The organism is Serratia sp. CY81684, assembly GCF_052166595.1.
GTDB lineage: Bacteria > Pseudomonadota > Gammaproteobacteria > Enterobacterales > Enterobacteriaceae > Serratia > Serratia nematodiphila.
In genome coordinates, this window is the sequence record NZ_JBJNOO010000015.1 from 1 (window position 1) to 25,716 (window position 25,716).

44 protein-coding genes and 1 pseudogene are annotated in these 25,716 nt (G+C 53.3%); 39 read left to right on the forward strand and 6 right to left on the reverse strand.

Annotated features, from left to right (window positions below):
• From ACJ8QF_RS24735 to ACJ8QF_RS24900, 34 genes and pseudogenes are all read left to right on the forward strand, one after another.
• Positions 1–115: pseudogene (locus ACJ8QF_RS24735) on the forward strand (EF-Tu/IF-2/RF-3 family GTPase); the annotation flags it as partial.
• Between the two features lie 131 nt (positions 116–246).
• A complete protein-coding gene (gene bfd / locus ACJ8QF_RS24740) occupies positions 247–441 on the forward strand; it encodes a bacterioferritin-associated ferredoxin (RefSeq protein ID WP_015379266.1) in 195 nt (64 codons plus the stop codon).
• A 73-nt stretch (positions 442–514) separates the two neighbouring features.
• Complete coding sequence (gene bfr, locus ACJ8QF_RS24745) at positions 515–994, forward strand: bacterioferritin (protein WP_004929784.1); 480 nt, start codon at positions 515–517, stop codon at positions 992–994.
• 378 nt (positions 995–1,372) lie between these two features.
• Positions 1,373–1,684, forward strand: coding sequence for a 30S ribosomal protein S10 (gene rpsJ / locus ACJ8QF_RS24750; protein ID WP_001181005.1), 312 nt, complete (start codon positions 1,373–1,375; stop codon positions 1,682–1,684).
• A gap of 32 nt (positions 1,685–1,716) precedes the next feature.
• The gene (gene rplC / locus ACJ8QF_RS24755; protein ID WP_015379265.1) at positions 1,717–2,346 is read left to right on the forward strand and encodes a 50S ribosomal protein L3; all 630 of its coding nucleotides are present in this window, start codon (positions 1,717–1,719) and stop codon (positions 2,344–2,346) included.
• A 10-nt stretch (positions 2,347–2,356) separates the two neighbouring features.
• Positions 2,357–2,962 (forward strand): 50S ribosomal protein L4, encoded by a 606-nt coding sequence (rplD, locus tag ACJ8QF_RS24760; RefSeq protein WP_004929779.1) that lies wholly within the window; start codon positions 2,357–2,359, stop codon positions 2,960–2,962.
• Entirely contained in the window at positions 2,959–3,261 is a 303-nt protein-coding gene (gene rplW / locus ACJ8QF_RS24765) for a 50S ribosomal protein L23 (RefSeq protein ID WP_004951179.1), read from the forward strand. Before rplD ends, rplW begins: the two co-directional genes overlap by 4 nt.
• Before the next feature lie 18 nt (positions 3,262–3,279).
• Entirely contained in the window at positions 3,280–4,104 is an 825-nt protein-coding gene (rplB, locus tag ACJ8QF_RS24770; protein WP_004929775.1) for a 50S ribosomal protein L2, read from the forward strand.
• Positions 4,105–4,118: 14 nt separating this feature from the next.
• On the forward strand, positions 4,119–4,397 hold the full coding sequence (gene rpsS, locus ACJ8QF_RS24775; protein ID WP_004929772.1) for a 30S ribosomal protein S19: 279 nt from the start codon (positions 4,119–4,121) through the stop codon (positions 4,395–4,397).
• 14 nt (positions 4,398–4,411) lie between these two features.
• Entirely contained in the window at positions 4,412–4,744 is a 333-nt protein-coding gene (rplV, locus tag ACJ8QF_RS24780; RefSeq protein WP_002223844.1) for a 50S ribosomal protein L22, read from the forward strand.
• A gap of 17 nt (positions 4,745–4,761) precedes the next feature.
• On the forward strand, positions 4,762–5,460 hold the full coding sequence (gene rpsC / locus ACJ8QF_RS24785) for a 30S ribosomal protein S3 (RefSeq protein ID WP_004929766.1): 699 nt from the start codon (positions 4,762–4,764) through the stop codon (positions 5,458–5,460).
• Positions 5,461–5,472: 12 nt separating this feature from the next.
• Positions 5,473–5,883 (forward strand): 50S ribosomal protein L16, encoded by a 411-nt coding sequence (gene rplP / locus ACJ8QF_RS24790; protein WP_004929764.1) that lies wholly within the window; start codon positions 5,473–5,475, stop codon positions 5,881–5,883.
• Positions 5,883–6,074 carry a 50S ribosomal protein L29 gene (rpmC, locus tag ACJ8QF_RS24795; RefSeq protein WP_004929762.1) on the forward strand — a complete coding sequence of 64 codons (192 nt, stop codon included), beginning with the start codon at positions 5,883–5,885 and terminating at the stop codon, positions 6,072–6,074. The genes rplP and rpmC overlap by 1 nt, the downstream gene beginning before the upstream one ends.
• The gene (gene rpsQ / locus ACJ8QF_RS24800; protein ID WP_004929760.1) at positions 6,075–6,329 is read left to right on the forward strand and encodes a 30S ribosomal protein S17; all 255 of its coding nucleotides are present in this window, start codon (positions 6,075–6,077) and stop codon (positions 6,327–6,329) included. It begins immediately after the preceding gene.
• A 172-nt stretch (positions 6,330–6,501) separates the two neighbouring features.
• Positions 6,502–6,873: a 50S ribosomal protein L14 gene (gene rplN, locus ACJ8QF_RS24805; protein ID WP_000613954.1), complete on the forward strand. Its 372-nt coding sequence runs from the start codon at positions 6,502–6,504 to the stop codon at positions 6,871–6,873.
• Between the two features lie 9 nt (positions 6,874–6,882).
• Complete coding sequence (rplX, locus tag ACJ8QF_RS24810; RefSeq protein ID WP_004929758.1) at positions 6,883–7,197, forward strand: 50S ribosomal protein L24; 315 nt, start codon at positions 6,883–6,885, stop codon at positions 7,195–7,197.
• A gap of 14 nt (positions 7,198–7,211) precedes the next feature.
• A complete protein-coding gene (gene rplE, locus ACJ8QF_RS24815; protein ID WP_004929756.1) occupies positions 7,212–7,751 on the forward strand; it encodes a 50S ribosomal protein L5 in 540 nt (179 codons plus the stop codon).
• 13 nt (positions 7,752–7,764) lie between these two features.
• Entirely contained in the window at positions 7,765–8,070 is a 306-nt protein-coding gene (gene rpsN / locus ACJ8QF_RS24820) for a 30S ribosomal protein S14 (protein WP_004929754.1), read from the forward strand.
• Between the two features lie 30 nt (positions 8,071–8,100).
• Complete coding sequence (gene rpsH / locus ACJ8QF_RS24825) at positions 8,101–8,493, forward strand: 30S ribosomal protein S8 (RefSeq protein WP_004929753.1); 393 nt, start codon at positions 8,101–8,103, stop codon at positions 8,491–8,493.
• Between the two features lie 14 nt (positions 8,494–8,507).
• Positions 8,508–9,041 (forward strand): 50S ribosomal protein L6, encoded by a 534-nt coding sequence (gene rplF, locus ACJ8QF_RS24830; protein WP_004929751.1) that lies wholly within the window; start codon positions 8,508–8,510, stop codon positions 9,039–9,041.
• A 9-nt stretch (positions 9,042–9,050) separates the two neighbouring features.
• On the forward strand, positions 9,051–9,404 hold the full coding sequence (gene rplR, locus ACJ8QF_RS24835) for a 50S ribosomal protein L18 (RefSeq protein WP_004929748.1): 354 nt from the start codon (positions 9,051–9,053) through the stop codon (positions 9,402–9,404).
• A gap of 14 nt (positions 9,405–9,418) precedes the next feature.
• The gene (gene rpsE, locus ACJ8QF_RS24840; RefSeq protein ID WP_004929747.1) at positions 9,419–9,919 is read left to right on the forward strand and encodes a 30S ribosomal protein S5; all 501 of its coding nucleotides are present in this window, start codon (positions 9,419–9,421) and stop codon (positions 9,917–9,919) included.
• A gap of 6 nt (positions 9,920–9,925) precedes the next feature.
• Positions 9,926–10,105: a 50S ribosomal protein L30 gene (rpmD, locus tag ACJ8QF_RS24845; protein WP_048232028.1), complete on the forward strand. Its 180-nt coding sequence runs from the start codon at positions 9,926–9,928 to the stop codon at positions 10,103–10,105.
• A 3-nt stretch (positions 10,106–10,108) separates the two neighbouring features.
• Positions 10,109–10,543: a 50S ribosomal protein L15 gene (gene rplO / locus ACJ8QF_RS24850; protein WP_004929742.1), complete on the forward strand. Its 435-nt coding sequence runs from the start codon at positions 10,109–10,111 to the stop codon at positions 10,541–10,543.
• Positions 10,544–10,550: 7 nt separating this feature from the next.
• The gene (secY, locus tag ACJ8QF_RS24855; RefSeq protein WP_004929740.1) at positions 10,551–11,882 is read left to right on the forward strand and encodes a preprotein translocase subunit SecY; all 1,332 of its coding nucleotides are present in this window, start codon (positions 10,551–10,553) and stop codon (positions 11,880–11,882) included.
• Positions 11,883–11,915: 33 nt separating this feature from the next.
• Positions 11,916–12,032 (forward strand): 50S ribosomal protein L36, encoded by a 117-nt coding sequence (gene rpmJ / locus ACJ8QF_RS24860; RefSeq protein ID WP_002227352.1) that lies wholly within the window; start codon positions 11,916–11,918, stop codon positions 12,030–12,032.
• 148 nt (positions 12,033–12,180) lie between these two features.
• On the forward strand, positions 12,181–12,537 hold the full coding sequence (rpsM, locus tag ACJ8QF_RS24865; RefSeq protein ID WP_004929734.1) for a 30S ribosomal protein S13: 357 nt from the start codon (positions 12,181–12,183) through the stop codon (positions 12,535–12,537).
• A gap of 16 nt (positions 12,538–12,553) precedes the next feature.
• Complete coding sequence (gene rpsK / locus ACJ8QF_RS24870; protein ID WP_004929731.1) at positions 12,554–12,943, forward strand: 30S ribosomal protein S11; 390 nt, start codon at positions 12,554–12,556, stop codon at positions 12,941–12,943.
• A gap of 30 nt (positions 12,944–12,973) precedes the next feature.
• A complete protein-coding gene (gene rpsD / locus ACJ8QF_RS24875; protein WP_004929729.1) occupies positions 12,974–13,594 on the forward strand; it encodes a 30S ribosomal protein S4 in 621 nt (206 codons plus the stop codon).
• 25 nt (positions 13,595–13,619) lie between these two features.
• Positions 13,620–14,609 (forward strand): DNA-directed RNA polymerase subunit alpha, encoded by a 990-nt coding sequence (locus tag ACJ8QF_RS24880; RefSeq protein ID WP_002919219.1) that lies wholly within the window; start codon positions 13,620–13,622, stop codon positions 14,607–14,609.
• Between the two features lie 40 nt (positions 14,610–14,649).
• Entirely contained in the window at positions 14,650–15,039 is a 390-nt protein-coding gene (gene rplQ, locus ACJ8QF_RS24885; RefSeq protein ID WP_004929726.1) for a 50S ribosomal protein L17, read from the forward strand.
• 148 nt (positions 15,040–15,187) lie between these two features.
• Positions 15,188–15,562 carry a DUF1992 domain-containing protein gene (locus ACJ8QF_RS24890; RefSeq protein ID WP_004929724.1) on the forward strand — a complete coding sequence of 125 codons (375 nt, stop codon included), beginning with the start codon at positions 15,188–15,190 and terminating at the stop codon, positions 15,560–15,562.
• Positions 15,562–15,993, forward strand: a complete 432-nt coding sequence (zntR, locus tag ACJ8QF_RS24895) for a Zn(2+)-responsive transcriptional regulator (protein WP_004929722.1) — start codon at positions 15,562–15,564, stop codon at positions 15,991–15,993. Before ACJ8QF_RS24890 ends, zntR begins: the two co-directional genes overlap by 1 nt.
• Positions 15,994–16,068: 75 nt before the next feature.
• A complete protein-coding gene (locus tag ACJ8QF_RS24900; protein WP_004929720.1) occupies positions 16,069–16,275 on the forward strand; it encodes an alternative ribosome-rescue factor A in 207 nt (68 codons plus the stop codon).
• A gap of 57 nt (positions 16,276–16,332) precedes the next feature.
• On the opposite strand, the gene mscL is transcribed toward ACJ8QF_RS24900, so the two are convergent.
• The 5 genes from mscL to def form a co-directional block, all read right to left on the reverse strand.
• Positions 16,333–16,749, reverse strand: a complete 417-nt coding sequence (mscL, locus tag ACJ8QF_RS24905) for a large-conductance mechanosensitive channel protein MscL (RefSeq protein WP_004929718.1) — start codon at positions 16,747–16,749, stop codon at positions 16,333–16,335.
• Positions 16,750–16,886: 137 nt separating this feature from the next.
• Positions 16,887–18,263 carry a Trk system potassium transporter TrkA gene (gene trkA, locus ACJ8QF_RS24910; protein WP_004929716.1) on the reverse strand — a complete coding sequence of 459 codons (1,377 nt, stop codon included), beginning with the start codon at positions 18,261–18,263 and terminating at the stop codon, positions 16,887–16,889.
• Positions 18,264–18,318: 55 nt separating this feature from the next.
• Complete coding sequence (gene rsmB / locus ACJ8QF_RS24915) at positions 18,319–19,608, reverse strand: 16S rRNA (cytosine(967)-C(5))-methyltransferase RsmB (protein ID WP_004929714.1); 1,290 nt, start codon at positions 19,606–19,608, stop codon at positions 18,319–18,321.
• Positions 19,609–19,680: 72 nt separating this feature from the next.
• Positions 19,681–20,625 carry a methionyl-tRNA formyltransferase gene (fmt, locus tag ACJ8QF_RS24920; protein ID WP_004929712.1) on the reverse strand — a complete coding sequence of 315 codons (945 nt, stop codon included), beginning with the start codon at positions 20,623–20,625 and terminating at the stop codon, positions 19,681–19,683.
• Positions 20,626–20,642: 17 nt separating this feature from the next.
• Positions 20,643–21,152 carry a peptide deformylase gene (def, locus tag ACJ8QF_RS24925; protein WP_004929710.1) on the reverse strand — a complete coding sequence of 170 codons (510 nt, stop codon included), beginning with the start codon at positions 21,150–21,152 and terminating at the stop codon, positions 20,643–20,645.
• A gap of 133 nt (positions 21,153–21,285) precedes the next feature.
• Here def and dprA point away from each other — a divergent pair, with 133 nt between their 5' ends.
• The 5 genes from dprA to aroE are packed head-to-tail and all read left to right on the forward strand — an operon-like array spanning position 21,286 to position 24,830.
• Positions 21,286–22,407 carry a DNA-protecting protein DprA gene (gene dprA / locus ACJ8QF_RS24930; protein WP_021505263.1) on the forward strand — a complete coding sequence of 374 codons (1,122 nt, stop codon included), beginning with the start codon at positions 21,286–21,288 and terminating at the stop codon, positions 22,405–22,407.
• Positions 22,379–22,852: a DUF494 family protein Smg gene (smg, locus tag ACJ8QF_RS24935; protein WP_004929707.1), complete on the forward strand. Its 474-nt coding sequence runs from the start codon at positions 22,379–22,381 to the stop codon at positions 22,850–22,852. The genes dprA and smg overlap by 29 nt, the downstream gene beginning before the upstream one ends.
• Before the next feature lie 25 nt (positions 22,853–22,877).
• The gene (locus tag ACJ8QF_RS24940) at positions 22,878–23,423 is read left to right on the forward strand and encodes a DNA topoisomerase family protein (RefSeq protein WP_004929705.1); all 546 of its coding nucleotides are present in this window, start codon (positions 22,878–22,880) and stop codon (positions 23,421–23,423) included.
• A 7-nt stretch (positions 23,424–23,430) separates the two neighbouring features.
• Positions 23,431–24,000, forward strand: coding sequence for an L-threonylcarbamoyladenylate synthase type 1 TsaC (gene tsaC / locus ACJ8QF_RS24945; protein WP_015379258.1), 570 nt, complete (start codon positions 23,431–23,433; stop codon positions 23,998–24,000).
• Between the two features lie 11 nt (positions 24,001–24,011).
• Positions 24,012–24,830 carry a shikimate dehydrogenase gene (gene aroE, locus ACJ8QF_RS24950; protein ID WP_442537988.1) on the forward strand — a complete coding sequence of 273 codons (819 nt, stop codon included), beginning with the start codon at positions 24,012–24,014 and terminating at the stop codon, positions 24,828–24,830.
• A 39-nt stretch (positions 24,831–24,869) separates the two neighbouring features.
• On the opposite strand, the gene ACJ8QF_RS24955 is transcribed toward aroE, so the two are convergent.
• On the reverse strand, positions 24,870–25,412 hold the full coding sequence (locus ACJ8QF_RS24955; protein ID WP_004929699.1) for a gamma carbonic anhydrase family protein: 543 nt from the start codon (positions 25,410–25,412) through the stop codon (positions 24,870–24,872).
• Positions 25,413–25,716 lie beyond the last annotated feature (304 nt).

The window sequence follows — 25,716 nt, forward strand, 5'->3', positions numbered from 1 at the left end:
GAACATGGTTGTAACCCTGATTCACCCAATCGCGATGGACGACGGTCTGCGTTTCGCAATCCGTGAAGGCGGCCGTACTGTAGGCGCTGGTGTTGTTGCTAAAGTTATCGCTTAATCGCGAATAATTTTTCGACACAAAAAAGGGCACTTCGGTGCCCTTTTTTTATGCAATTTGTATAAATCTTAATTGAAATAAAAACCATTCCTATTTAGACTCAATGCATTGGTTAAGAAGTGAGTCTCTCTATGTATGTATGTCTGTGTAATGCGGTGACTGACAAAGCGATCCGTAATGCGGTGCGTCAGCACAACCCCCATACCATGAAGCAGCTGCGTGAACTTGTGCCGATTGGTACCGATTGTGGAAAGTGCATTCGTCAGGCAAGACAGATTATGGTGGAGGAACGCGGAACTATCATCCCAATGCATGAAGTTGCCTAACAAAGGGTAAGGTTATTTTTGACTCTTGGCTTACAGGTTCTACACTTTTAGAACTGGCCAGGAGGAGTTACCTATGAAAGGCGATAAAAAGATCATTGCTCACCTCAACAAGCTGCTCGGCAACGAGCTGGTTGCCATCAATCAATATTTCCTGCACGCCCGCATGTTCAAGAATTGGGGTTTAATGCGCCTCAACGATAAGGAATACCACGAGTCGATCGACGAAATGAAACATGCCGATCGCTACATTGAACGCATCCTGTTCCTGGAAGGAATACCTAATCTGCAGGACCTCGGCAAGCTGAACATCGGCGAAGACATTGAAGAGATGCTGCGTTCCGATCTGGCGCTGGAATTGGCGGGCGCCAAGAACCTGCGCGAAGGTATCGCCTACGCCGACTCGATTCACGATTATGTCAGCCGTGATTTGATGATCGACATTCTGGCCGATGAAGAAGAGCATATCGACTGGCTGGAAACTGAGCTGGATCTGATCGCTCGTCTCGGCATTCAAAACTATGCCCAGGCCCAGATTTTAGAGCGCAAAGAGTAAGCCTGCCTTCCGTTCGTCATCGCCTCTCCTGCCGGCGACCGTTTTTACGGCGGGGCAGGGGAGCTGCCCGCTAAGCATAATTCATACCTTGATCGCCACCTTCATCCCGTGATCGTCGCTGAAGGCGCAAAAATGACGATTTCCTGAGCATATTTCCAACTGCGGCTTGCTTCCTGGGCCATTTTGCGTATAATGCGCGGGCTTACCTAATCTTGGTAAGCCTGATTTTAGCGAATCAGTCGATTGGCAGGCCTTTTTTGCCTTTCGAACAATACTCCCGATATGGGGGTTATATGTTGACGATTACACTCCCCCATCAATCGAAATGGGTGTGAGGAGTAATTATTTACGTTTATAAATAATTGGAGCTCTGGTCTCATGCAGAACCAAAGAATCCGTATCCGCCTGAAAGCGTTTGATCATCGTCTGATCGATCAATCAACCGCGGAAATCGTCGAGACTGCAAAGCGCACTGGTGCGCAAGTCCGTGGTCCGATCCCGCTGCCAACTCGCAAAGAGCGCTTTACCGTTCTGATCTCTCCGCACGTCAACAAAGACGCGCGCGATCAGTACGAGATTCGCACTCACAAGCGTCTGGTTGACATCGTTGAGCCAACCGAGAAAACCGTTGATGCTCTGATGCGTCTGGATCTGGCTGCCGGTGTAGACGTGCAGATCAGCCTGGGTTAATCAGGTCATTGAGCGATTGAGAGGTTGAAACAATGATTGGTTTAGTCGGTAAAAAAGTGGGTATGACCCGTATCTTCACTGAAGATGGCGTTTCTATCCCAGTAACCGTAATTGAAATTGAAGCGAACCGCGTGACTCAGGTTAAAAGCCTGGACACCGACGGTTACCGTGCCGTTCAGGTTACCACTGGTAGCAAAAAAGCTAACCGTGTAACCAAGCCGGAAGCGGGCCATTTCGCTAAAGCTGGCGTTGAAGCTGGCCGTGGTCTGTGGGAATTCCGCCTGGAAGAAGGTCAAGAATTCGCTGCAGGTCAGGAAATTAGCGTAGAAATCTTCGCTGACGTTAAAAAAGTCGATGTTACCGGTACTTCTAAAGGTAAAGGTTTTGCTGGCACTGTTAAGCGCTGGAACTTCCGTACCCAAGACGCTACCCACGGTAACTCCTTGTCTCACCGCGTTCCGGGTTCTATCGGTCAGAACCAGACTCCGGGCAAAGTGTTCAAAGGCAAGAAAATGGCTGGCCACCTGGGTGATGAGCGCGTAACCGTTCAAAGCCTGGACGTAGTACGTGTTGACGCTGAGCGCAACCTGCTGCTGGTTAAGGGTGCTGTACCGGGCGCAACCGGTGGCAACCTGATCGTTAAACCAGCTGTGAAGGCGTAAGGGGATAGCAATGGAATTAGTATTGAAAGACGCGCAAAGCGCGCTGACTGTTTCCGAAACTACCTTCGGTCGTGATTTCAACGAAGCGCTGGTACACCAGGTTGTTGTTGCTTATGCAGCAGGTGCCCGTCAAGGTACTCGTGCTCAGAAGACCCGTGCTGAAGTAACTGGTTCCGGCAAAAAGCCATGGCGTCAGAAAGGCACCGGCCGTGCGCGTTCAGGTTCTGTAAAGAGCCCGATCTGGCGTTCAGGCGGCGTGACCTTTGCTGCTAAGCCACAGGACCACAGTCAGAAAGTAAACAAAAAGATGTACCGCGGCGCGCTGAAAAGCATCCTGTCCGAACTGGTACGTCAAGATCGTCTGATCGTTGTCGAGAAGTTCTCTGTAGAAGCGCCTAAAACTAAGCTGCTGGCACAGAAACTGAAAGATATGGCTCTGGAAGACGTGCTGATCGTGACCGGTGAACTGGATGAGAATCTGTTCCTGGCAGCTCGCAACCTGTACAAGGTTGACGTGCGCGATGTAGCAGGTATCGATCCGGTTAGCCTGATCGCCTTCGACAAAGTGGTTATGACTGCTGATGCTGTGAAGCAAGTTGAGGAGATGCTGGCATGATCCGTGAAGAACGTTTGCTGAAAGTGCTGCGTGCACCGCACGTATCTGAAAAAGCATCCGCTGCGATGGAAAAAAGCAACACCATCGTTCTCAAAGTTGCCAAAGACGCGACCAAAGCAGAAATCAAAGCTGCAGTGCAGAAACTGTTTGAAGTCGAAGTCGAAGACGTGAACACCCTGGTAGTTAAAGGGAAAGTGAAACGTCACGGTCAGCGTGTTGGTCGTCGTAGCGACTGGAAAAAAGCTTACGTCACCCTGAAAGAAGGCCAGAATCTGGACTTCATCGGCGGCGCAGAGTAAGTCGGAGGAGTAAGAACAATGGCAATTGTTAAATGTAAACCTACATCTCCGGGTCGTCGCCACGTTGTTAAAGTGGTTAACCCTGAGCTGCACAAGGGTAAACCTTATGCCCCGCTGCTGGAAAAACTGAGCAAAAGCGGTGGTCGTAACAACAATGGCCGTATCACCACCCGTCATATCGGTGGTGGCCACAAGCAACACTATCGTCTGGTTGACTTCAAGCGCAACAAAGACGGTATCCCTGCTGTGGTTGAGCGTCTGGAGTACGATCCGAACCGTTCCGCGAACATCGCGCTGGTTCTGTACAAAGACGGCGAACGCCGTTACATCCTGGCGCCGAAAGGCCTGAAAGCTGGTGACCAGATTCAATCTGGCGTTGATGCTGCAATCAAAGCGGGTAACACCCTGCCGATGCGCAACATTCCAGTTGGTTCAACGGTTCACAACGTAGAAATGAAACCAGGTAAAGGCGGCCAGATGGCTCGCTCCGCTGGCGCCTACGTTCAGATCGTTGCTCGTGATGGTTCCTACGTAACTCTGCGTCTGCGCTCCGGCGAAATGCGTAAAGTTCCAGCTGATTGCCGCGCCACCCTGGGTGAAGTCGGTAACGCTGAACACATGCTTCGCGTTCTGGGTAAAGCAGGTGCTGCACGTTGGCGTGGTGTTCGTCCTACCGTTCGCGGTACGGCGATGAACCCGGTAGATCACCCGCACGGTGGTGGTGAAGGTCGTAACTTTGGTAAGCACCCGGTAACTCCGTGGGGCGTTCAGACCAAAGGTAAGAAGACCCGTAGCAACAAGCGTACTGATAAGTTCATCGTACGTCGCCGTAGCAAAAAATAATTAGAGGATAAGCCATGCCACGTTCTCTCAAGAAAGGTCCTTTTATTGACCTGCACTTGCTGAAGAAGGTAGAGAAAGCGGTGGAAAGCGGTGACAAGAAGCCTTTGCGCACTTGGTCCCGTCGTTCAACGATCTTTCCTAACATGATCGGTTTGACCATCGCTGTCCATAATGGTCGTCAGCACGTACCAGTGTTCGTTTCCGATGAAATGGTCGGTCACAAACTGGGTGAATTCGCGCCGACTCGTACTTATCGCGGCCATGCGGCTGATAAAAAAGCTAAAAAGCGCTAAGGTAGGAGGAAGAGATGGAAACTATCGCTAAACATCGCCACGCTCGTTCTTCTGCTCAGAAGGTTCGCCTTGTTGCTGACCTGATTCGCGGTAAGAAAGTGTCGCAAGCTCTGGAAACTCTGACCTACACCAACAAGAAAGCTGCTGGTCTGGTTAAGAAAGTGCTGGAGTCTGCCATTGCTAACGCAGAACACAACGATGGCGCTGACATCGATGATCTGAAAGTTACGAAAATCTTCGTAGACGAAGGCCCAAGCATGAAGCGCATTATGCCGCGTGCAAAAGGTCGTGCAGATCGCATCCTGAAGCGCACCAGCCACATTACTGTGGTTGTGTCCGATCGCTGAGACTCTGGAGACTAGCAATGGGTCAGAAAGTACATCCTAATGGTATTCGCCTGGGTATTGTCAAACCTTGGAACTCTACTTGGTATGCGAATACCAAAGAATTCGCTGACAACCTGGACAGCGACTTTAAAGTTCGTCAATTCCTGACTAAGGAACTGTCGAAAGCTTCCGTTTCTCGCATCGTTATCGAGCGTCCTGCGAAGAGCATCCGTGTGACCATTCACACTGCTCGCCCAGGCATCGTTATCGGCAAGAAAGGTGAAGACGTCGAAAAACTGCGCAAGGTCGTAGCGGACATCGCTGGCGTTCCTGCACAGATCAACATCGCCGAAGTCCGTAAACCGGAACTCGACGCTAAATTGGTTGCTGACAGCATCACTTCTCAGCTGGAACGTCGCGTTATGTTCCGTCGTGCTATGAAGCGTGCTGTACAGAACGCAATGCGTCTTGGCGCTAAAGGTATCAAAGTTGAAGTAAGCGGCCGTCTTGGCGGCGCTGAAATCGCACGTACCGAATGGTACCGCGAAGGTCGTGTTCCATTGCACACTCTGCGTGCGGACATCGACTACAACACATCTGAAGCGCACACCACTTATGGTGTAATCGGCGTTAAGGTATGGATCTTCAAAGGTGAGATCCTGGGTGGTATGGCTGCAGTTGAACAACCGGAACCGGCTGCTCAACCTAAAAAGCAGCAGCGTAAAGGCCGCAAGTAAGGAGAGTCGCTGATGTTACAACCAAAGCGTACAAAATTCCGTAAGGTGCACAAGGGCCGCAACCGTGGTCTGGCGCAAGGTACGGATGTTAGCTTCGGCACTTTCGGTCTGAAAGCTGTTGGCCGTGGCCGTCTGACTGCTCGTCAAATCGAAGCAGCTCGTCGTGCAATGACTCGTGCAGTTAAGCGTCAAGGCAAGATCTGGATCCGTGTATTCCCGGACAAACCGATCACCGAGAAGCCGCTGGAAGTGCGTATGGGTAAAGGTAAGGGTAACGTGGAGTATTGGGTTGCCCTGATCCAGCCTGGTAAGGTCCTGTACGAAATGGACGGCGTGCCAGAAGAGGTTGCCCGCGAGGCATTCAAACTGGCAGCAGCGAAACTGCCGATCAAAACCACCTTTGTAACTAAGACGGTGATGTAATGAAAGCACAAGAGCTGCGTGAAAAAAGCGTTGAAGAGCTGAATGCCGAGCTGCTCAACCTGCTGCGTGAGCAATTCAACTTGCGCATGCAGGCGGCCAGTGGCCAGCTGCAACAAACTCACCTGTTGAAACAAGTGCGTCGTGACGTCGCACGCGTTAAGACTTTACTGACTCAAAAGGCGGGTGTGTAAATGACTGAAGTTATCCGTACCCTGCAGGGTCGTGTTGTTAGCGATAAAATGGAGAAATCCATCGTTGTTGCTATCGAGCGTACTGTGAAGCACCCAATCTACGGGAAATTCATCAAACGTACGACCAAGCTGCACGTACATGACGAGAACAACGAATGTGGTACCGGCGACGTGGTGGAAATCCGCGAATGCCGCCCACTGTCCAAGACCAAGTCCTGGACGTTGGTTCGCGTTGTAGAGAAAGCGATTCTGTAATAGAGTAGCTGGCTCTCACTTAATAAACGGCTCAGAAAATGAGCCGTTTATTTTTTCTACCCATACCAAGTAAGCGGTGTTATAATGCTGCGCCCTCGGTTATGGGGCTTTTCAACGGCCTAATTTTTACTTGGGTCTTTAAAGTAGTAGTTGACATTAGCGGAGCACTAAAATGATCCAAGAACAGACTATGCTGAACGTCGCCGACAACTCCGGTGCACGTCGCGTAATGTGTATCAAGGTTCTAGGTGGCTCGCACCGTCGCTACGCAGGCGTCGGCGACATCATCAAAATTACCATCAAGGAAGCAATTCCTCGCGGTAAGGTGAAGAAAGGCGATGTTCTGAAGGCGGTAGTGGTGCGCACCAAGAAGGGTGTACGTCGCCCGGACGGTTCTGTCATTCGCTTCGATGGCAATGCATGCGTTATTTTGAACAATAACAGCGAGCAGCCAATCGGTACGCGTATTTTTGGGCCGGTAACTCGTGAACTGCGTAATGAGAAGTTCATGAAAATTATCTCTCTGGCACCAGAAGTACTCTAAGGAGCGAACATGGCAGCGAAGATCCGTCGTGATGACGAAGTTATCGTGATTACCGGGAAAGACAAAGGTAAGCGCGGTAAAGTAAAAAATGTCCTGTCTGCTGGCAAGGTCATTGTTGAAGGCATCAACCTGGTTAAGAAACACCAGAAGCCGGTTCCGGCTCTGAACCAACCAGGCGGCATTGTTGAGAAAGAAGCTGCAATTCAGGTTTCTAACATTGCTATCTTCAACGCGGCTACCGGCAAGGCTGACCGTGTAGGCTTTAGATTCGAAGACGGCAAAAAAGTCCGTTTCTTCAAGTCTAACAGCGAAACTATCAAGTAATTTGGAGTAATACGATGGCGAAACTGCATGATTACTACAAAGACGAGGTAGTCAAACAACTGATGTCTCAGTTTGATTACAACTCTGTCATGCAAGTCCCTCGGGTCGAGAAGATCACCCTGAACATGGGTGTTGGTGAAGCGATTGCTGACAAGAAACTGCTGGATAACGCCGCAGCGGACCTGGCAGCCATCTCCGGTCAAAAACCGTTGATCACCAAAGCCCGCAAATCTGTTGCAGGCTTCAAAATCCGTCAGGGCTATCCGATCGGCTGTAAAGTAACTCTGCGTGGCGAACGCATGTGGGAGTTCTTTGAGCGTCTGATCTCCATTGCTGTTCCACGTATCCGTGACTTCCGTGGCCTGTCCGCCAAGTCATTCGATGGCCGTGGCAACTACAGCATGGGCGTGCGTGAGCAAATCATCTTCCCAGAAATCGACTACGACAAAGTCGATCGCGTTCGTGGTTTGGATATTACCATTACCACTACTGCGAAATCTGATGATGAAGGCCGCGCGCTGCTGGCTGCTTTTAACTTCCCGTTCCGCAAGTAAGGCAGGGTTACTGATGGCTAAGCAATCAATGAAAGCACGCGAAGTCAAGCGCGTGAAATTAGCTGACAAGTTCTTTGCAAAACGCGCTGAACTGAAAGCTATTATCTCTGATGTGAACGCATCCGATGAAGATCGTTGGAATGCCGTTCTCAAGCTGCAAACTCTGCCGCGTGATTCCAGCCCGTCTCGTCAGCGTAAACGCTGCCGCCAAACTGGCCGTCCACATGGTTATGTGGGCAAATTCGGGTTGAGCCGTATTAAGCTTCGTGAAGCCGCTATGCGCGGTGAAGTACCAGGCTTGAAAAAGGCTAGCTGGTAATTACCAATTGAATCACGGGAGTAAAGACAGATGAGCATGCAAGATCCGATCGCGGATATGCTGACCCGTATCCGTAACGGTCAAGCCGCGAACAAAGTTGCGGTCACCATGCCTTCCTCCAAGCTGAAAGTGGCAATTGCCAACGTGCTGAAGGAAGAAGGTTTTATTGAAGATTTCAAAATCGAAGGCGACGCCAAGCCTGTTCTGGAACTGGTACTGAAGTACTTCCAGGGCAAAGCTGTGGTAGAAAGCATTCAACGTATCAGCCGTCCAGGTCTGCGCATCTACAAGAAAAAAGATGAGCTGCCAAAAGTTATGGCCGGTTTGGGTATCGCTGTTGTTTCTACCTCTAAAGGTGTTATGACCGATCGTGCAGCTCGCCAGGCTGGTCTTGGTGGCGAGATTATCTGCTACGTAGCTTAATTCGGGAGGAAAGAATGTCTCGTGTTGCAAAAGCACCCGTCGTCATTCCTGCCGGCGTAGAGGTAAAACTCAACGGTCAGGTTATTTCGATTAAGGGTAAAAACGGCGAGTTGACTCGTACTATCCACGACGCCGTTGAAGTGAAGCAAGAAGCTAACGCACTGACTTTCGCTCCGCGCGAAGGTTTTGCTAACGCATGGGCCCAAGCGGGTACCACGCGCGCTCTGCTGAACGCAATGGTTGTTGGTGTTACCGAAGGCTTCACCAAGAAGCTTCAACTGGTAGGTGTTGGTTATCGTGCTGCCGTTAAAGGCAACGTGGTGAATTTGGCCCTGGGCTTCTCTCACCCTATCGATCACCAGCTGCCGGCAGGTATCACTGCTGAATGCCCAAGCCAAACTGAAATCGTGCTGAAAGGCGCTGATAAGCAGGTAATTGGCCAGGTAGCAGCAGATCTGCGCGCTTACCGTCGTCCTGAGCCTTACAAAGGCAAGGGTGTTCGTTACGCCGACGAAGTCGTGCGTACCAAAGAGGCTAAGAAGAAGTAAGGTAACACTATGGATAAGAAATCTGCTCGTATCCGTCGTGCGACCCGCGCACGCCGCAAGCTCCAAGAGCTGGGTGCAACCCGCCTGGTGGTACATCGTACCCCGCGTCACATTTACGCACAGGTGATTGCTCCAAACGGTTCTGAAGTACTGGTAGCCGCTTCTACTTTAGAAAAAGCTATCGCGGAGCAACTGAAGTATTCCGGTAACAAAGACGCAGCAGCAGCCGTAGGTAAAGCTCTGGCTGAGCGCGCGTTGGAAAAAGGGATTGCGAAAGTATCCTTTGACCGTTCCGGTTTCCAATATCATGGTCGAGTCCAGGCACTGGCAGATGCTGCCCGTGAAGCTGGCCTTCAGTTCTAAGGAAGAGGTTTAAGATGGCTCACATCGAAAAACAAGCTGGCGAACTGCAGGAAAAGCTGATCGCGGTAAACCGCGTATCTAAAACCGTAAAAGGTGGCCGTATTTTCAGCTTTACCGCACTGACTGTAGTTGGTGATGGTAACGGTCGCGTTGGTTTTGGCTACGGCAAAGCACGCGAAGTTCCAGCAGCGATCCAGAAAGCGATGGAAAAAGCCCGTCGCAACATGATGAACGTCGCGCTGAACAGCGGCACCCTGCAGCACCCTGTTAAGGGCGCTCACACGGGTTCTCGCGTGTTCATGCAGCCTGCTCATGAAGGTACCGGTATCATCGCGGGCGGTGCAATGCGCGCCGTTCTCGAAGTTGCTGGGGTGCACAACGTATTGGCTAAAGCTTATGGTTCCACCAACCCGATCAACGTGGTTCGTGCAACTATCGACGCTCTGGCGAATATGAAGTCTCCTGAAATGGTCGCTGCTAAGCGTGGTAAATCCGTTGCCGACATTCTGGGGTAATTGACCATGGCTAAGACTATTAAAGTTACACAAACTCGCAGCTCAATTGGCCGTCTGCCGAAGCATAAAGCTACTCTGCTCGGTCTGGGTCTGCGTCGTATTGGTCACACCGTAGAGCGCGAGGATACTCCTGCTGTTCGCGGTATGGTCAACCTGGTTTCCTACATGGTTAAAGTTGAGGAGTAACAGATGCGTTTAAATACTCTGTCTCCGGCTGAAGGTGCCAAGCATGCGCCTAAGCGTGTAGGTCGTGGTATTGGTTCTGGCCTGGGTAAAACCGGCGGCCGTGGTCACAAAGGTCAGAAGTCTCGTTCTGGCGGTGGCGTACGTCGTGGTTTCGAAGGTGGTCAGATGCCTCTGTACCGTCGTCTGCCGAAATTCGGCTTCACTTCACGCAAAGCGATGATCACGGCAGAAGTTCGTCTGTCTGAACTGGCTCTGGTTGAAGGCGATGTTATCGACCTGAACGCGCTGAAAGCCGCTAACGTAGTTGGTGTCCAGATCGAATTCGCGAAAGTTGTACTTTCTGGCGAAGTCGCTCGTCCGGTAACCCTGCGTGGTCTGCGTGTCACCAAAGGCGCTCGTGCTGCTATCGAGGCTGCTGGCGGTAAAATTGAGGAATAAGTAGCAGATGGCTAAGCAACCAGGATTAGATTTTCAAAGTGCTAAAGGCGGGCTCGGCGAGCTGAAGCGCAGACTTTTGTTTGTCATCGGCGCGCTGATTGTCTTCCGCATCGGCTCTTTCATTCCGATTCCTGGTATCGATGCCACTGTGCTTGCCAAATTGCTTGAGCAGCAGAGAGGCACTATCATTGAAATGTTTAACATGTTCTCTGGTGGTGCCCTCAGCCGTGCTTCTATTTTTGCTCTGGGGATCATGCCGTATATCTCGGCGTCGATCATTATCCAGCTGCTGACGGTGGTTCATCCAGCGTTGGCGGAAATCAAGAAAGAAGGGGAGGCTGGCCGTCGCAAGATTAGCCAGTACACCCGCTACGGTACGCTGGTATTGGCCATATTCCAGTCGATCGGTATTGCTACCGGTCTGCCGAATATGCCTGGTATGCAGGGCCTGGTGTTAAACCCAGGCTTTGCATTCTACTTTACTGCGGTTGTGAGCCTGGTAACCGGGACAATGTTCCTGATGTGGCTGGGTGAGCAGATTACTGAGCGCGGTATCGGCAACGGTATCTCGATCATTATCTTCGCGGGTATTGTAGCGGGTCTCCCGCCGGCAGTGGCCCATACTATTGAGCAAGCGCGGCAAGGCGACCTGCACTTCCTCCTGCTGCTGTTGGTTGCAGTATTGGTGTTTGCAGTAACCTTCTTCGTTGTTTTCATCGAGCGTGGTCAACGTCGTATCGTCGTTAACTATGCGAAGCGTCAACAAGGTCGTCGTGTTTATGCAGCACAGAGTACACACTTACCGTTGAAAGTGAACATGGCGGGTGTTATCCCGGCGATTTTCGCTTCCAGCATTATTCTGTTCCCGGCCACGATTGCATCATGGTTTGGGGGCGGTACCGGTTGGAACTGGCTGACTACGATTTCGCTGTATTTGCAGCCAGGGCAACCGCTTTATGTGTTACTCTATGCGTCTGCAATCATCTTCTTCTGTTTCTTCTACACGGCGTTGGTTTTCAACCCGCGTGAGACAGCAGATAACCTGAAGAAGTCCGGTGCCTTCGTACCAGGAATTCGTCCGGGAGAGCAAACGGCGAAGTATATCGATAAAGTAATGACGCGTTTAACCCTGGTGGGCGCGATGTACATTACTTTCATCTGCCTGATCCCGGAGTTCATGCGTGATGCAATGAAAGTACCATTCTACTTTGGTGGTACCTCGCTACTGATCGTGGTTGTCGTCATCATGGACTTTATGGCTCAAGTGCAAACTCTGATGATGTCAAGTCAGTACGAGTCTGCATTGAAGAAAGCAAATCTGAAAGGCTATAACCGCTAGTCAGATTCGTTTGAGAAGTTACGGAGAGTAAAAATGAAAGTTCGTGCTTCCGTCAAGAAATTATGTCGTAACTGCAAAATCGTTAAGCGTAACGGTGTCGTTCGTGTGATTTGCAGCGCCGAGCCGAAGCATAAACAGCGTCAAGGCTGATTATCTCGCATATTTTTCTTGCAAAGTTGGGTTGAGCTGGCTAGATTAGCCAGCCAATCTTTTGTATGTCGCACTGCAACATTATTTGAGTATCCTGAAAACGGGCTTTTCAGAATGGTGTTGCTGTATAAAATAGTAGGAGTGCATAGTGGCCCGTATAGCAGGCATTAACATTCCTGATCATAAACATACCGTTATCGCCTTAACGTCGATCTTCGGTATCGGTAAAACCCGTTCACAGGCTATCTGTGCATCTACGGGTATTGCTGAAAATGTTAAGATCAGTGAGCTGTCTGAAGAGCAAATCGAAAAGCTTCGTGATGCAGTTGCCAAATACACCGTTGAGGGTGATTTGCGTCGTGAAATTACCCTGAGCATCAAGCGTCTTATGGACCTTGGTTGCTATCGTGGTTTGCGTCATCGTCGTGGTCTGCCGGTACGCGGTCAGCGCACCAAGACCAACGCTCGTACCCGTAAGGGTCCGCGCAAGCCGATCAAGAAATAATCGGGGTTATTGAATAATGGCAAAGGCACCTGTTCGTACACGTAAGCGTGTAAGAAAGCAAGTCTCTGACGGCGTGGCTCATATCCATGCTTCTTTCAACAACACCATCGTTACCATCACTGATCGTCAGGGTAATGCTTTGGGTTGGGCAACAGCCGGTGGTTCCGGTTTCCGTGGTTCTCGTAAGTCCACTCCGTTCGCAGCACAGGTTGCAGCAGAACGTTGTGCTGACGCAGTGAAAGAATACGGTATCAAGAACCTGGAAGTTATGGTTAAAGGACCTGGTCCTGGTCGTGAGTCTACTATCCGCGCTCTGAACGCGGCTGGTTTCCGCATCACTAACATTACTGATGTGACTCCGATCCCTCATAACGGTTGTCGTCCGCCGAAAAAGCGCCGCGTGTAACGCAGCTTTTAGGATTGTTGGAGAAAGAAAATGGCAAGATATTTGGGTCCTAAGCTCAAGCTGAGCCGTCGTGAGGGCACAGACCTGTTCCTTAAGTCTGGCGTTCGCGCGATCGATTCCAAGTGTAAAATTGAACAAGCACCTGGTCAGCACGGTGCGCGTAAACCGCGTCTGTCTGATTACGGTGTTCAGTTGCGTGAGAAGCAGAAAGTTCGTCGTATGTACGGCATTCTGGAGCGTCAATTCCGCAACTATTACAAAGAAGCAACCCGCCTGAAGGGCAACACCGGTGAAAACCTGTTGCAGCTGCTGGAAGGTCGTCTGGACAACGTTGTTTACCGTATGGGCTTCGGCGCTACTCGTGCAGAGTCACGTCAGCTGGTTAGCCACAAAGCAGTTATGGTAAACGGTCGCGTTGTTAACATCGCTTCTTATCAGGTATCTCCGAATGACGTAGTCAGCATCCGCGAGAAAGCTAAAAAGCAGTCTCGTGTTAAAGCTTCTCTGGAGCTGGCTGAGCAGCGTGAAAAGCCGACTTGGCTGGAAGTTGATGCTGCTAAGATGGAAGGCGTGTTCAAGCGTATGCCTGAACGTACCGATCTGTCTGCGGACATTAACGAACACCTGATCGTCGAGCTTTACTCCAAGTAAAGCTTAGTACCAAAGAGAGGACACAATGCAGGGTTCTGTGACAGAGTTTCTAAAACCGCGCCTGGTAGATATCGAGCAAGTCAGTTCGACGCACGCCAAGGTGACCCTTGAGCCTTTAGAGCGTGGCTTTGGCCATACTCTTGGCAACGCACTGCGCCGTATTCTGCTTTCATCTATGCCGGGTTGCGCGGTGACCGAGGTTGAGATTGATGGTGTACTGCATGAGTACAGCACCAAAGAAGGCGTACAGGAAGATATCCTGGAGATCCTGCTCAACCTGAAAGGGCTGGCGGTGAGAGTTCAAGGCAAAGACGAAGTTATTCTTACCCTGAATAAATCTGGCATTGGCCCTGTGACCGCTGCCGACATCACCCATGATGGTGATGTCGAAATCGTCAAGCCTCAGCACGTGATTTGCCACCTGACTGATGAGAACGCGGCTATCAGCATGCGTATCAAAGTTCAGCGCGGTCGCGGTTATGTGCCGGCTTCTGCCCGAATTCATTCGGAAGAAGATGAGCGCCCAATCGGTCGTCTGTTGGTTGACGCCTGCTACAGCCCTGTAGAGCGTATCGCCTACAATGTTGAAGCTGCGCGTGTAGAACAGCGTACTGACTTGGATAAGCTGGTCATCGAAATGGAGACCAATGGCACGATCGATCCTGAAGAGGCGATCCGCCGTGCGGCCACCATTCTGGCTGAACAACTTGAAGCTTTCGTTGACCTGCGTGATGTGCGTCAGCCGGAAGTTAAAGAAGAGAAACCGGAATTCGATCCGATCTTGCTGCGCCCTGTTGACGATCTGGAATTGACTGTCCGCTCTGCTAACTGCCTCAAGGCAGAAGCTATCCACTACATCGGTGATCTGGTACAGCGTACCGAGGTTGAGTTGCTGAAAACGCCAAACCTGGGTAAAAAATCTCTTACCGAGATTAAAGACGTGCTGGCCTCACGTGGTCTGTCTCTGGGCATGCGCCTGGAAAACTGGCCGCCGGCAAGCATTGCTGACGAGTAACCGGATCACAGGTTAAGGTTTTACTGAGAAGGATAAGGTCATGCGCCATCGTAAGAGTGGTCGTCAACTGAACCGTAACAGCAGCCATCGCCAGGCTATGTTCCGTAACATGGCCGGCTCTTTGGTTCGTCATGAGATCATCAAGACGACCCTGCCAAAAGCAAAAGAGCTGCGTCGCGTTGTTGAGCCGCTGATTACTCTTGCCAAGACCGACAGCGTAGCTAATCGTCGTCTGGCATTCGCCCGTACTCGTGATAACGAGATCGTGGCAAAACTGTTTAACGAGCTGGGCCCGCGTTTCGCGAGCCGTGCCGGTGGTTACACTCGCATTCTGAAGTGTGGCTTCCGCGCAGGCGACAACGCGCCGATGGCATACATCGAGCTGGTTGATCGTGCTGAGTCTCAAGCAGAAGTAGCAACTGCAGAGTAATCTGTAGACGCGTAAAAAAACCGGGCTTGCCCGGTTTTTTTACGTCCAAATCCAGCCAAATGTGCGCAATTCCCCTGCAGTGCTTAAGATCCCCGCCCCTATCCGCTATGCTAAGGCTTATTCATTAGGCTAACCGAGGCTGTCTGTCATGGGGTTGCTTGATCAATGGGCGGAGCGTCATATCCTTGATGCTCAGGATAAAGGCGAGTTCGACAACCTGCCTGGCCAGGGGCAGCCGCTGGCGCTGGAAGATGACAGCGCGGTGCCGCCCGAGCTACGCGCCGGTTACCGTTTGCTGAAAAATGCCGGTTACCTGCCGCCGGCGCTGGAAGATCGTAAAGAGGCGTTGACCGTTGCTCGCTTGCTGCAAGAGATTAATAGCGAACATCCGGACTATGTCGATCTCAGCAAGCGCATGGCACTGCTGGAGCACCGGCTGCGTCAGGCTGGGATGAGCACCGATTTCTTGCATGGCGAATATCAGCGCGCGCTTGATGGCAAGTTCACCCGAGAGGAGCGGTAATGTTCAAGATAGGTCAGTTGGCCAAGCTCGCCGAAGTGACGCCGGATACCGTGCGTTACTATGAAAAGCAGGGCATGATGGATCACAATGTCCGCACCGAAGGCGGTTATCGGCTGTATACGGAGCAGGACCTGCAGCGGCTGCGTTTTATTCGCTATGCCAAACAGTTGGGCTTTACTCTGGAAACGATCGCCGAATTGCTGTCGATCCGGGTTGATCCTGAACATCATACCTGCCAGGAATCGAAGTCGATCGTCGATGCTCGCCTGAGTGAAGTGGAAAGCAAGTTGGCGGAGCTGACTCGCATGCGCGAATCGTTGAAACGCCTGAGTGACGCCTGCTGCGGCACTGCCCATACCAGCAACTATTGTTCTATTCTGGAAGCCTTGGAACAGGGTGCCAGCGATGATAAAGGCAAAAAAGATTGCTGACGGTACTTTAATTTTTATATTGCCGGCAGTATTATCGGCTCGTTTTATTACCCTACCTTTTACAGGAGCATTATCATGACGAAATATCGTCACACTAAAGGCCAGATTCAAGATAACGCCATTGAGGCGCTGCTGCATGACCCGCTATTCCGCCAACGAGTGGAAAAGAATGTGAAAGGCAAAGGCAGCTATCGGCGTAAAGAAAAACACAACAAAGGCGGTAACTGGGAGGCCAGTGGCAAACTATCAAACGATAATTTACCACTGGCCTTCTGGTTTTAAGGCATTAAAAAAGCCACCTTCATCGGTGGCTTTTTATTGGCATAACTTAATGCTGTTTTACAGTTTTGGCTGCTGTTGCTGGCTCAGCAAATCACGGATTTCCGTCAGCAGTTTCTCTTCTGCGGTTGGTTCTGGCGGCGCTGCTGGCGCTTCTTCCTGCTTGCGGCGCACCTTGTTCATCAGTTTAATCGCCAGGAAGATAGCGAAGGCGACAATCACAAAGTCAAATACGGTCTGGATGAATGAACCATAGTTCATTACCACCGCCGGTACGGCGCCCTGAGCTTCACGTAACACCAGATGGAACTGTTTAAAATCGACGCCGCCAATCAGTAAGCCCAACGGTGGCATGATGATATCGGCCACGAAGGACGAAACAATCTTGCCGAATGCCGCACCGATAATCACACCGACGGCCAGATCGACCACGTTGCCGCGCATGGCAAATTCGCGAAACTCTTTCAACATACTCATAGAACGCACCCCTTGCAGAATTAATAACTCAAGTTTAACAAAGCAATTTCCCTTTGCCACAAATGGAGAGAAGTTTTATCTCCTCCCAAGGCAGAGAACAACTACGCAATTATAGACCATCGCCTAATAAATTCGTTCTACAAGAAGAACGGGCTCGGTTGGAACAAGCGTTCAACGTCCGGCACGAATTTCTTGTCGGTAATAAACATGATGACGTGATCGCCCTGTTCGATTTTGCTGTTGCCGTTGGCGATGATCACGTCGTCGCCACGCACGATTGCACCGATGGTAGTACCCGGTGGCAGCTTGATGTCTTCCACGATGCGGCCGACCACTTTAGATGTGCTTTCATCGCCGTGGGCAATCGCTTCGATCGCTTCTGCCACGCCGCGGCGCAGTGACGAGACGCTGACGATATCCGCTTTGCGCACATGCCCAAGTAGCGCGGAGATGGTTGCCTGCTGCGGGGAAATGGCAATATCTATCACGCTGCCTTGCACCAGATCGACATAGGCGCGGCGCTGGATCAATACCATCACCTTCTTGGCGCCCATGCGTTTGGCCAGCATGGCGGACATGATGTTGGCCTCATCGTCGTTGGTGATGGCGATGAAAACATCCACCTGCTCGACGTGCTCTTCGGCCAGCAGCTCCTGATCGGAGGCATCGCCGTAGAATACAATGGTGTCGTGCAGCTGTTCGGCCAGTTCGGCGGCGCGTTGCTGATTCCGCTCGATCAGTTTGACGTTGTAGTCTTTTTCCAGCTTGGCGGCCAGGCCGGCGCCGACGTTACCGCCGCCGACGATCATGATGCGCTTATAGGGTTTTTCCAGCCGCTGCAGTTCGCTCATCACCGCGCGGATATGCTGTGAGGCGGCGACGAAGAACACTTCATCACCGGCTTCGATAATGGTCGAGCCCTGCGGACGGATCGGACGATCCTGGCGGAATATGGCGGCGACGCGGGTATCGATATGCGGCATGTGCTCGCGCATTGAAGAGAGCGCATTGCCGACCAACGGGCCGCCGTAATAGGCTTTAACCGCGGCGATGCTGACCTTGCCTTCGGCAAAGTTGACCACCTGCAGCGCGCCAGGGTATTCAATCAGCTTGTAGATATAGTCGATGACCAGCTGCTCCGGCGAAATCAGATGGTCGATTGGCACCGCTTCCGGCAGGAACAGTTTCTCCGACTCGCGGATGTATTCCGGCGCGCGGATACGGGCGATACGGTTAGGGGTATTAAACAGAGAATAGGCGATCTGGCAGGCGATCATGTTGGTTTCGTCGGAGTTGGTGACGGCGACCAGCATGTCGGCGTCTTCTGCGCCGGCTTCGCGCAGCACCCGAGGGTGGGAACCATGCCCCTGAACCACCCGCAAATCGAATTTATCCTGCAGCTGACGCAAGCGGCCGGAATCGGTATCGACGACGGTGATATCGTTGTTTTCACCCACCAGGTTTTCCGCCAGCGTCCCGCCAACCTGACCGGCACCAAGAATAATTATTTTCATCGTGTTCTCTGCTTCACACTGAAAGACTTAGGGCGCGCACGCACGCCCTGAAGCATTACATTTTAATCAGCTTAGCGTAAAAGAAGCCATCGCCGTCCTCGGGATGCGGGATATTCTGTCGCCCTGGCCGCTGCGCATCGCCGGTTTCAACCAGCTTGGCATCGGCGTGGCGTTGCAAGAACGCGGCGATCTGGTTGCTGTTTTCATCCGGCAGGATAGAACAGGTGGCGTAAACCATCACTCCGCCTGATTTTAGATGCGGCCAGACGGCTTCCAGAATTTCTGCCTGCAGTGCGGCGAGTTCGGCGATGTCGCGATCGCGGCGCAGCCATTTGATGTCGGGATGACGGCGGATCACACCGGTGGCGGAACAAGGCGCGTCCAGCAGGATGCGGTCGAACTGCTTGTCCCCGCACCACTGCTGCGGAGTGCGGCCATCACCCAGTTTAACCTCTGCGTGCAAACGCAGACGCTGCAGGTTCTCTTTGACTCGCGCCAGGCGCTGTTCGTCGATATCGACCGCCATGACGTGTGCTTTCGGCGCCGCTTCCAAAATATGCGTGGTTTTGCCGCCGGGTGCGGCGCACAGGTCGAGGATCTGTTCGCCGTTTTGCGGATCCAACAGATCGACACACCCCTGGGCTGAGGCATCTTGCACGGTGACCCAGCCTTCGGCGAACCCTGGCAGATCGGTCACGGCGCAAGGCGCCAGCAAACGCACTGCATCGGCATAGTCTGCATGAGTTTCCGCGGCGATGCCGGCGTCGTTCAGCAGCTGCAGATAAGCGTCACGGGTATGATGCAGGCGGTTGACGCGCAGCCACATCGGCGGCTTCTGGTTATTCGCGTCGACGATCTGTTCCCAGTTGGCGGGATAAGCCTGTTGAATGCGTTTCAGTAACCAGCTGGGATGCAGATAGCGGCTGTCATTGTTAGAGGCGCGTTGCAACAGCTCTTCCTGCTGGCGTTGAAATTGGCGCAAGACGCCGTTAATCAGGCCTTTTAACTGCGGGCGTTTCAGCGCTACCGCACCTTCCACGGTTTCCGCCAGCACGGCGTGCGCCGGGATGCGGGTATACAGCAGCTGATACAGGCCAACCATCAGCAAGTAGTGCAGCGTACGCTGCTTACCGGTCAGCGGCTTGGCCATCAATTGCTGAATGTACCATTCGAGCTGCGGCAGCACGCGTAACGTGCCGAAACACAGCTCCTGCAGCAACCCGCGATCTTTGTCACTGATGGAGGTTTGCAGCGCCGGCAGGACAGTGCTGAGCGACTGCCCCTGATCCAGCACCTGGCCGATGGCTTTGGCAGCGATGCTGCGGAGATTGTAATTATTTTTCATAGGCTGAAGCTGATAACGATCGGCATTAAGAAAATAACGGCCCGGCGATGAACAGCCGGGCAGTGGGGTGACTTACAGCCGGTTACCCGGGGTAAACCATTCACGACGTGAATTTAACAGGTCCTGCGCCGACATCGGTTTCTTGCCGGCGGGCTGCAGCTGGATCAGATTGAGGATGCCGTCGGCGGTCGCCACCTGAATGCCGTGCTTGTCGGCATGAACAACGGTGCCCGGCTCCGCGTTGGCGCTTTGCGCCAGCACGCTGGCCTGCCACACTTTTACCGGTTGATCGTCGATGGTGAAGTAGCTGATCGGCCAAGGGTTGAAGGCGCGGATGCAGCGCTCCAGTTGTGCGGCGGACAGGTTCCAGTCCAGGCGAGCTTCTTCTTTGCTCAGCTTCTCGGCGTAAGTGACCAATGCTTCGTCCTGTACTTCGCGGGTGGCGCTGCCGTCGGCCATTTGGCGCAGCGTCGTCAGCATGCCCTGCGGGCCGAGCTGGGCCAGTTTGCCGTAGAGACTGGCGCTGGTGTCGTTGCTCTCAATCGGGCAGGCGATCTTGTGCATCATGTCGCCGGTATCGAGGCCGGCGTCCATCTGCATGATGGTCACGCCGGTTTCGCTGTCGCCGGCCCAGAGCGAACGCTGGATCGGTGCCGCGCCGCGCCAGCGAGGCAGCAGCGAACCGTGTACGTTGATGCAACCGAGACGCGGCATATCCAGCACCGCTTGCGGCAGGATCAACCCGTAGGCAACCACCACCATCACGTCGGCGTTAAGATCGGCCACCAGGCGCTGGTTCTCTTCTGGGCGCAGCGATTTGGGCTGAAATACCGGCAGTTGGTGTTGTTCAGCCAGCACTTTTACCGGGCTTGGCGTCAACTTGTTGCCGCGGCCTGCCGGGCGGTCAGGCTGGGTAAAAACGCCGACAATCTGGTGCTCAGATGACAACAGCGCGTCAAGATGACGCGCTGCGAAGTCTGGTGTTCCGGCGAAAATAATCCGTAAAGAGTCAGACACGTTGATTTCCTGATCGGTTAGGCGCGGGCTTGGAGCTTGGCCATTTTTTCCAGTTTCTGACGAATGCGCTGGCGCTTGAGCGGCGACAGGTAATCGACGAACAGTTTACCCATCAGGTGATCCATCTCGTGCTGGATGCAGATCGCCAGCAGATCGTCCGCTTCCAGCTCGAAAGATTTGCCTTCGCGATCCAGCGCGCGGATCTTCACCTGCGCGGCGCGTGGTACCAATGCACGCTGCTCGGGAATGGAAAGACAGCCTTCCTCGATGCCGGTTTCGCCGCTTTTTTCCAGCAGCTCCGGATTGATCAGCACCAGGCGCTGATCGCGATTCTCGGAGACGTCGATCACGATAATGCGCTGATGGATATCCACCTGAGTCGCAGCAAGGCCGATGCCTTCCTCTGCGTACATGGTTTCAAACATATCATCCACGATGCGCTGGATATCTGCATTGACTTCTTTTACCGGCGCTGCGACTTTGCGCAGACGCTCGTCTGGGAAATGTAATACCTGCAAGACTGACATATATCTTTAGATCTGTATCCGAGTAATGAACGAGGTTTAACCTCTATTCTAGACATTTCCCGGCCTGATTGACAGCATTGCGCACCAATTGCTCAGATTGGTAATACCACCGTTTTTGCTGAGGGAACAGAGGATGCGGCCGGAAGAGATCGCTTTACGGATGCGGGGGGTTACGGGGCTGCAGACCGTCGTGGCCAGCCGGATCGTGCGGCAGTTATCGCAAATGGGTGGCGAGCCTCGCCGCGCGTTGCGTGAACTGGGATTGAATGAACGGCAACGGGCACAGTTCAACCAGACGGATCCCGGTTATCTGGCGGCCACCTTGCGCTGGCTGGAAGTGCCGGCGCACCGTATGCTGAACTATGCAGCGGCCGGCTATCCCGAATGCCTGGCTCAGATCGACGATGCGCCGCTGTTCCTGCTGATCGATGGAGATCCTCAGGCGCTGTTGCGCCCGCAACTTGCCATGGTTGGCAGCCGGCAGTTCAGCCACTACGGCGAGCGCTGGGCTAACCATTTCGCCGAGGAATTGGCGCGTTGCGGTTTCACCATCACCAGTGGTTTGGCGATCGGCATCGACGGCATTTGCCATCGCGCAGCGCTGGCGGCCGGGGGTTGCACGATAGCGGTGTTGGGCTGCGGGCTGGCCAATGTCTACCCGCGGCGGCACCACAGGCTCGCAGAGCAGATAGTCGAGCAGGGCGGTGCGGTGATTTCAGATCATTTGGTCACCGATTTGCCCCTGGCCGACCATTTTCCGCGCCGCAACCGCATTATCAGCGGGCTGAGCCAGGGCGTTCTGGTCATAGAAGCCTCGTTGCGCAGCGGTACCCTGGTGACGGCTCGCTATGCGCTGGAGCAAGGGCGTGAGGTATTCGCCTTGCCGGGGCCGTTAGGGAACCCGATGAGCGAAGGCACGCACTGGCTGATCCAACAGGGCGCGCATCTGGTGACTGGGCCGAAAGATATCGCAGAATTGCTGGGAAGCGGCCTTCAATGGTTGCCACTGAACGAAAATACAACTATTTGTGCGTCGCAGGCTGAAGTTGAATTGCCATTTGCCGATGTGTTGGCTAACGTAGGAGATGAGGTGACACCTGTTGACGTCGTCGCTGAACGTGCCGGCCAACCTGTGCCAGTGGTGGTAATCAAGTTACTCGAGCTGGAGTTAGCAGGGTGGATCGCAGCTGTACCCGGCGGCTATGTCCGAATAAGGAGGGCAAGCCATGTTCGACGTACTCATGTACTTGTTTGAAACTTATATCCACAATGAACCAGAGATGCGCGTCGATCAGGATCAACTGACCGATGATCTCGCCCAGGCGGGGTTTCATCAGGATGATATCTACAACGCGTTGAATTGGCTTGAGAAGTTGGCCGACCTGCAAGAAGGTCAAAATGCGCCTTACTTTATGGATGCCGATCCGCTGGCGATGCGGATCTATACCGAAGAGGAAAGCGCGCGTTTGGACGCCGGCTGCCGTGGTTTTCTCCTGTTCCTGGAACAGATTCAGGTATTGAACCTCGAAACCCGTGAAATGGTTATCGACCGCGTTATGGCTTTGGATAATGCGGAATTCGATCTCGAAGATCTGAAATGGGTCGTGTTGATGGTGCTGTTTAATATCCCCGGATATGAAAGCGCCTATCAGCAAATGGAAGAACTGTTGTTTGAAGTGAACGAAGGTTATCTGCATTGAGCCGATAACGCGCATAGAAGACGTTATGACAAAAAACGCGATTTTTGCCGCCAGGCAAAATGAACCCTGTCCGGAATGCGGGGCCGAGCTGGTGATCCGTAGCGGTCGCCACGGCCCCTTCCTCGGCTGTTCCCAGTACCCTGAATGCCAATATATTCGGCCGCTGAAAGCACAGGCCGATGGGCATGTCGTTAAGGTGTTGGATGGGCAACAGTGCCCGAAGTGTCAGGCGACGTTGGTGCTGCGCCAGGGGCGCTACGGCATGTTTATCGGCTGCAGCGATTATCCGCAGTGCGATCACACAGAAGTGATCGACAAGCCTGACGAAACCGCCATTACCTGTCCGCAGTGCGGCCAAGGCAAACTGCTGCAGCGCAAGTCGCGTTACGGCAAGGTTTTTCACTCCTGCGATCGTTACCCGGAATGCCAGTTCGCTCTCAACGTTAAACCCGTCGCCGGTGAATGCGCCTATTGCCATTATCCGCTGCTGATGGAAAAGCGCACGGCAAAAGGCCCCGTCCTGTGCTGTGCCAGCAAGCTGTGCGGAAAACCCGTTGCGACTACAGAATAATCACATCATGAATTCAGAATTAAGCCCGAATCTTTTATCTATCATCGATGCTTTGCATCAACAGCAGGTGATTGCGTATCCCACCGAAGCGGTATTCGGCCTGGGTTGCGATCCCGACAGCGAGCAGGCGGTCAATGCATTGCTGGCGCTGAAACAGCGGCCGTGGGAAAAGGGGCTGATTTTGATCGCCGCCGACTATGCGCAGCTTAAGCCTTATATTGACGACAGTACGCTCAGCGAACAGCAGCGCGCGACGATGTTTGCCAGCTGGCCTGGGCCGGTAACCTGGGTTTTGCCCGCTCGGCCGGAGACGCCGCGTTTGTTGACCGGGCGTTTCAGTTCACTGGCGGTGCGCGTCAGCGATCATCCGCTGGTGCAGTTGCTGTGCCGGCAGTACGGCAAGCCGCTGGTGTCGACCAGCGCCAATCTCAGTGGGCTGGAGCCATGCCGCAGTGCGGATGAGGTCACGCGGCAGTTCGGCGAAGCTTTCCCGGTATTGCGCGGCAAGGTGGGTGGCCGTCTTAATCCTTCCGAAATCAGAGACGTTCTGACCGGCGAACAGATCCGTCAGGGCTAGAGGTAATGGGCATGGAGAAGTTTGCGGTATTTGGCAACCCTATCGGCCACAGCAAGTCGCCGCGAATTCATGCGCTGTTTGCTGCCCAGACCGGCATTGAGCATCCTTATGGGACGGTGTTGGCGCCGCTGGACGGTTTTGAAACCAGCCTGCAGGCGTTTATCCGCGCCGGAGGGCTGGGGGCGAACGTCACGGTGCCTTTCAAGGAGCGTGCTTATTCGGCCGCTTCTGAGCTGAGCGAGCGCGCGGCGATGGCCGGTGCGGTCAACACCCTGAAGGTATTGCCGAATGGCGAGCTGTTGGGGGATAACACCGACGGCATCGGTTTGCTGACCGATCTGCAGCGCCAGCAATTGATTCGGCCGCAGGATCGCATTCTGCTGGTGGGCGCCGGCGGTGCGGCACGCGGCGTGATCCTGCCGCTGCTGTCTTTCGGCTGCCGGCTCACGATCACCAACCGCACTTTCAGCCGGGCTCAGGAATTGGCCGACGCTTTCCGGCATCTGGGGGAGATCTCGGCGGCGCCGATGGATCAACTGGATCCGCAAGCGTTCGATCTGGTGATCAATGCGACGGCGTCCGGCATCAGCGGGGAGATCCCGGCGTTGCCTGCAGGCGTGGTGAATGCGCAAACCCGTTGCTATGACATGTTCTATCAGCAAGGCGTTACGCCATTTCTGGCCTGGGCGCAGCAGCAGGGCGCAACGGAATACGCCGATGGGCTGGGTATGCTGGTGGGGCAGGCGGCGTATGCTTTCCTGCTGTGGCACGGAGTAATGCCAGAGATAGAACCAGTCTTGCGCCAGCTGCGCAGCGAGCTGGCGGCATAAATCCTACCCCGTTCTCTTTATAGGGAACGGGGCGCCCAATCAGATATCTTCCGACAGGTATTCGTCTTTCCAGCGTACATAGTTGTTAGAAGAATAAAGCAATCCCTCCAACTCGGCGGCGGTCAAAGGCCGAACCTGGCGTGCCGGGCTACCCATATAAAGATAGCCGCTGGCCAGGCGTTTGCCTGGCGCCACCAAACTGCCGGCGCCAATCATCACGTCATCTTCTACAACTACGCCGTCCAACAGGATCGATCCCATCCCGACCAGCACCCGGTTGCCGATGGCGCAGCCGTGCAGCATCGCTTTATGGCCCACGGTAACGTCTTCGCCAATTAACAGGGGATAACCGTCGGGGTTATGTTCGGAGCGGTGAGTCACATGCAGCACGCTGCCATCCTGAATATTGCTGCGTGCGCCGATCTTTACCGCATTGACGTCGCCGCGAATGGCGACCAGCGGCCAGATGCTGACGTCATCCGCCAGATCGACGTCGCCGATCACGACGCTGGAAGGATCGATCAAGACGCGCTGACCGAGTTTGGGGGTGTATTGAAGATAAGAACGTACTGCATCGGACATGGTGCTTGCCTCACGTCGGGATCATATTTACCGGCAATACTAGACCCTGGCGATGGAATTACAACCAACGGCAGCGCCGGATCCTGCGGAAAATGGCCCTGATCGCACAAGATCCACCCGGAAGGGCTGAAAAGTGTGCAAACAGAAAGAAAAGATCAAAAAAGGGGTTGTGCAAAAAACTCGGATCCCTATAATGCGCCTCCATCGACACGGCGCAAGTGATTCACTTCACACAGCGGCCGGGAAGAAAGAGAAAAAATCCTGAAAATTAGGGTTGACTCTGAAAGAGGAAAGCGTAATATAC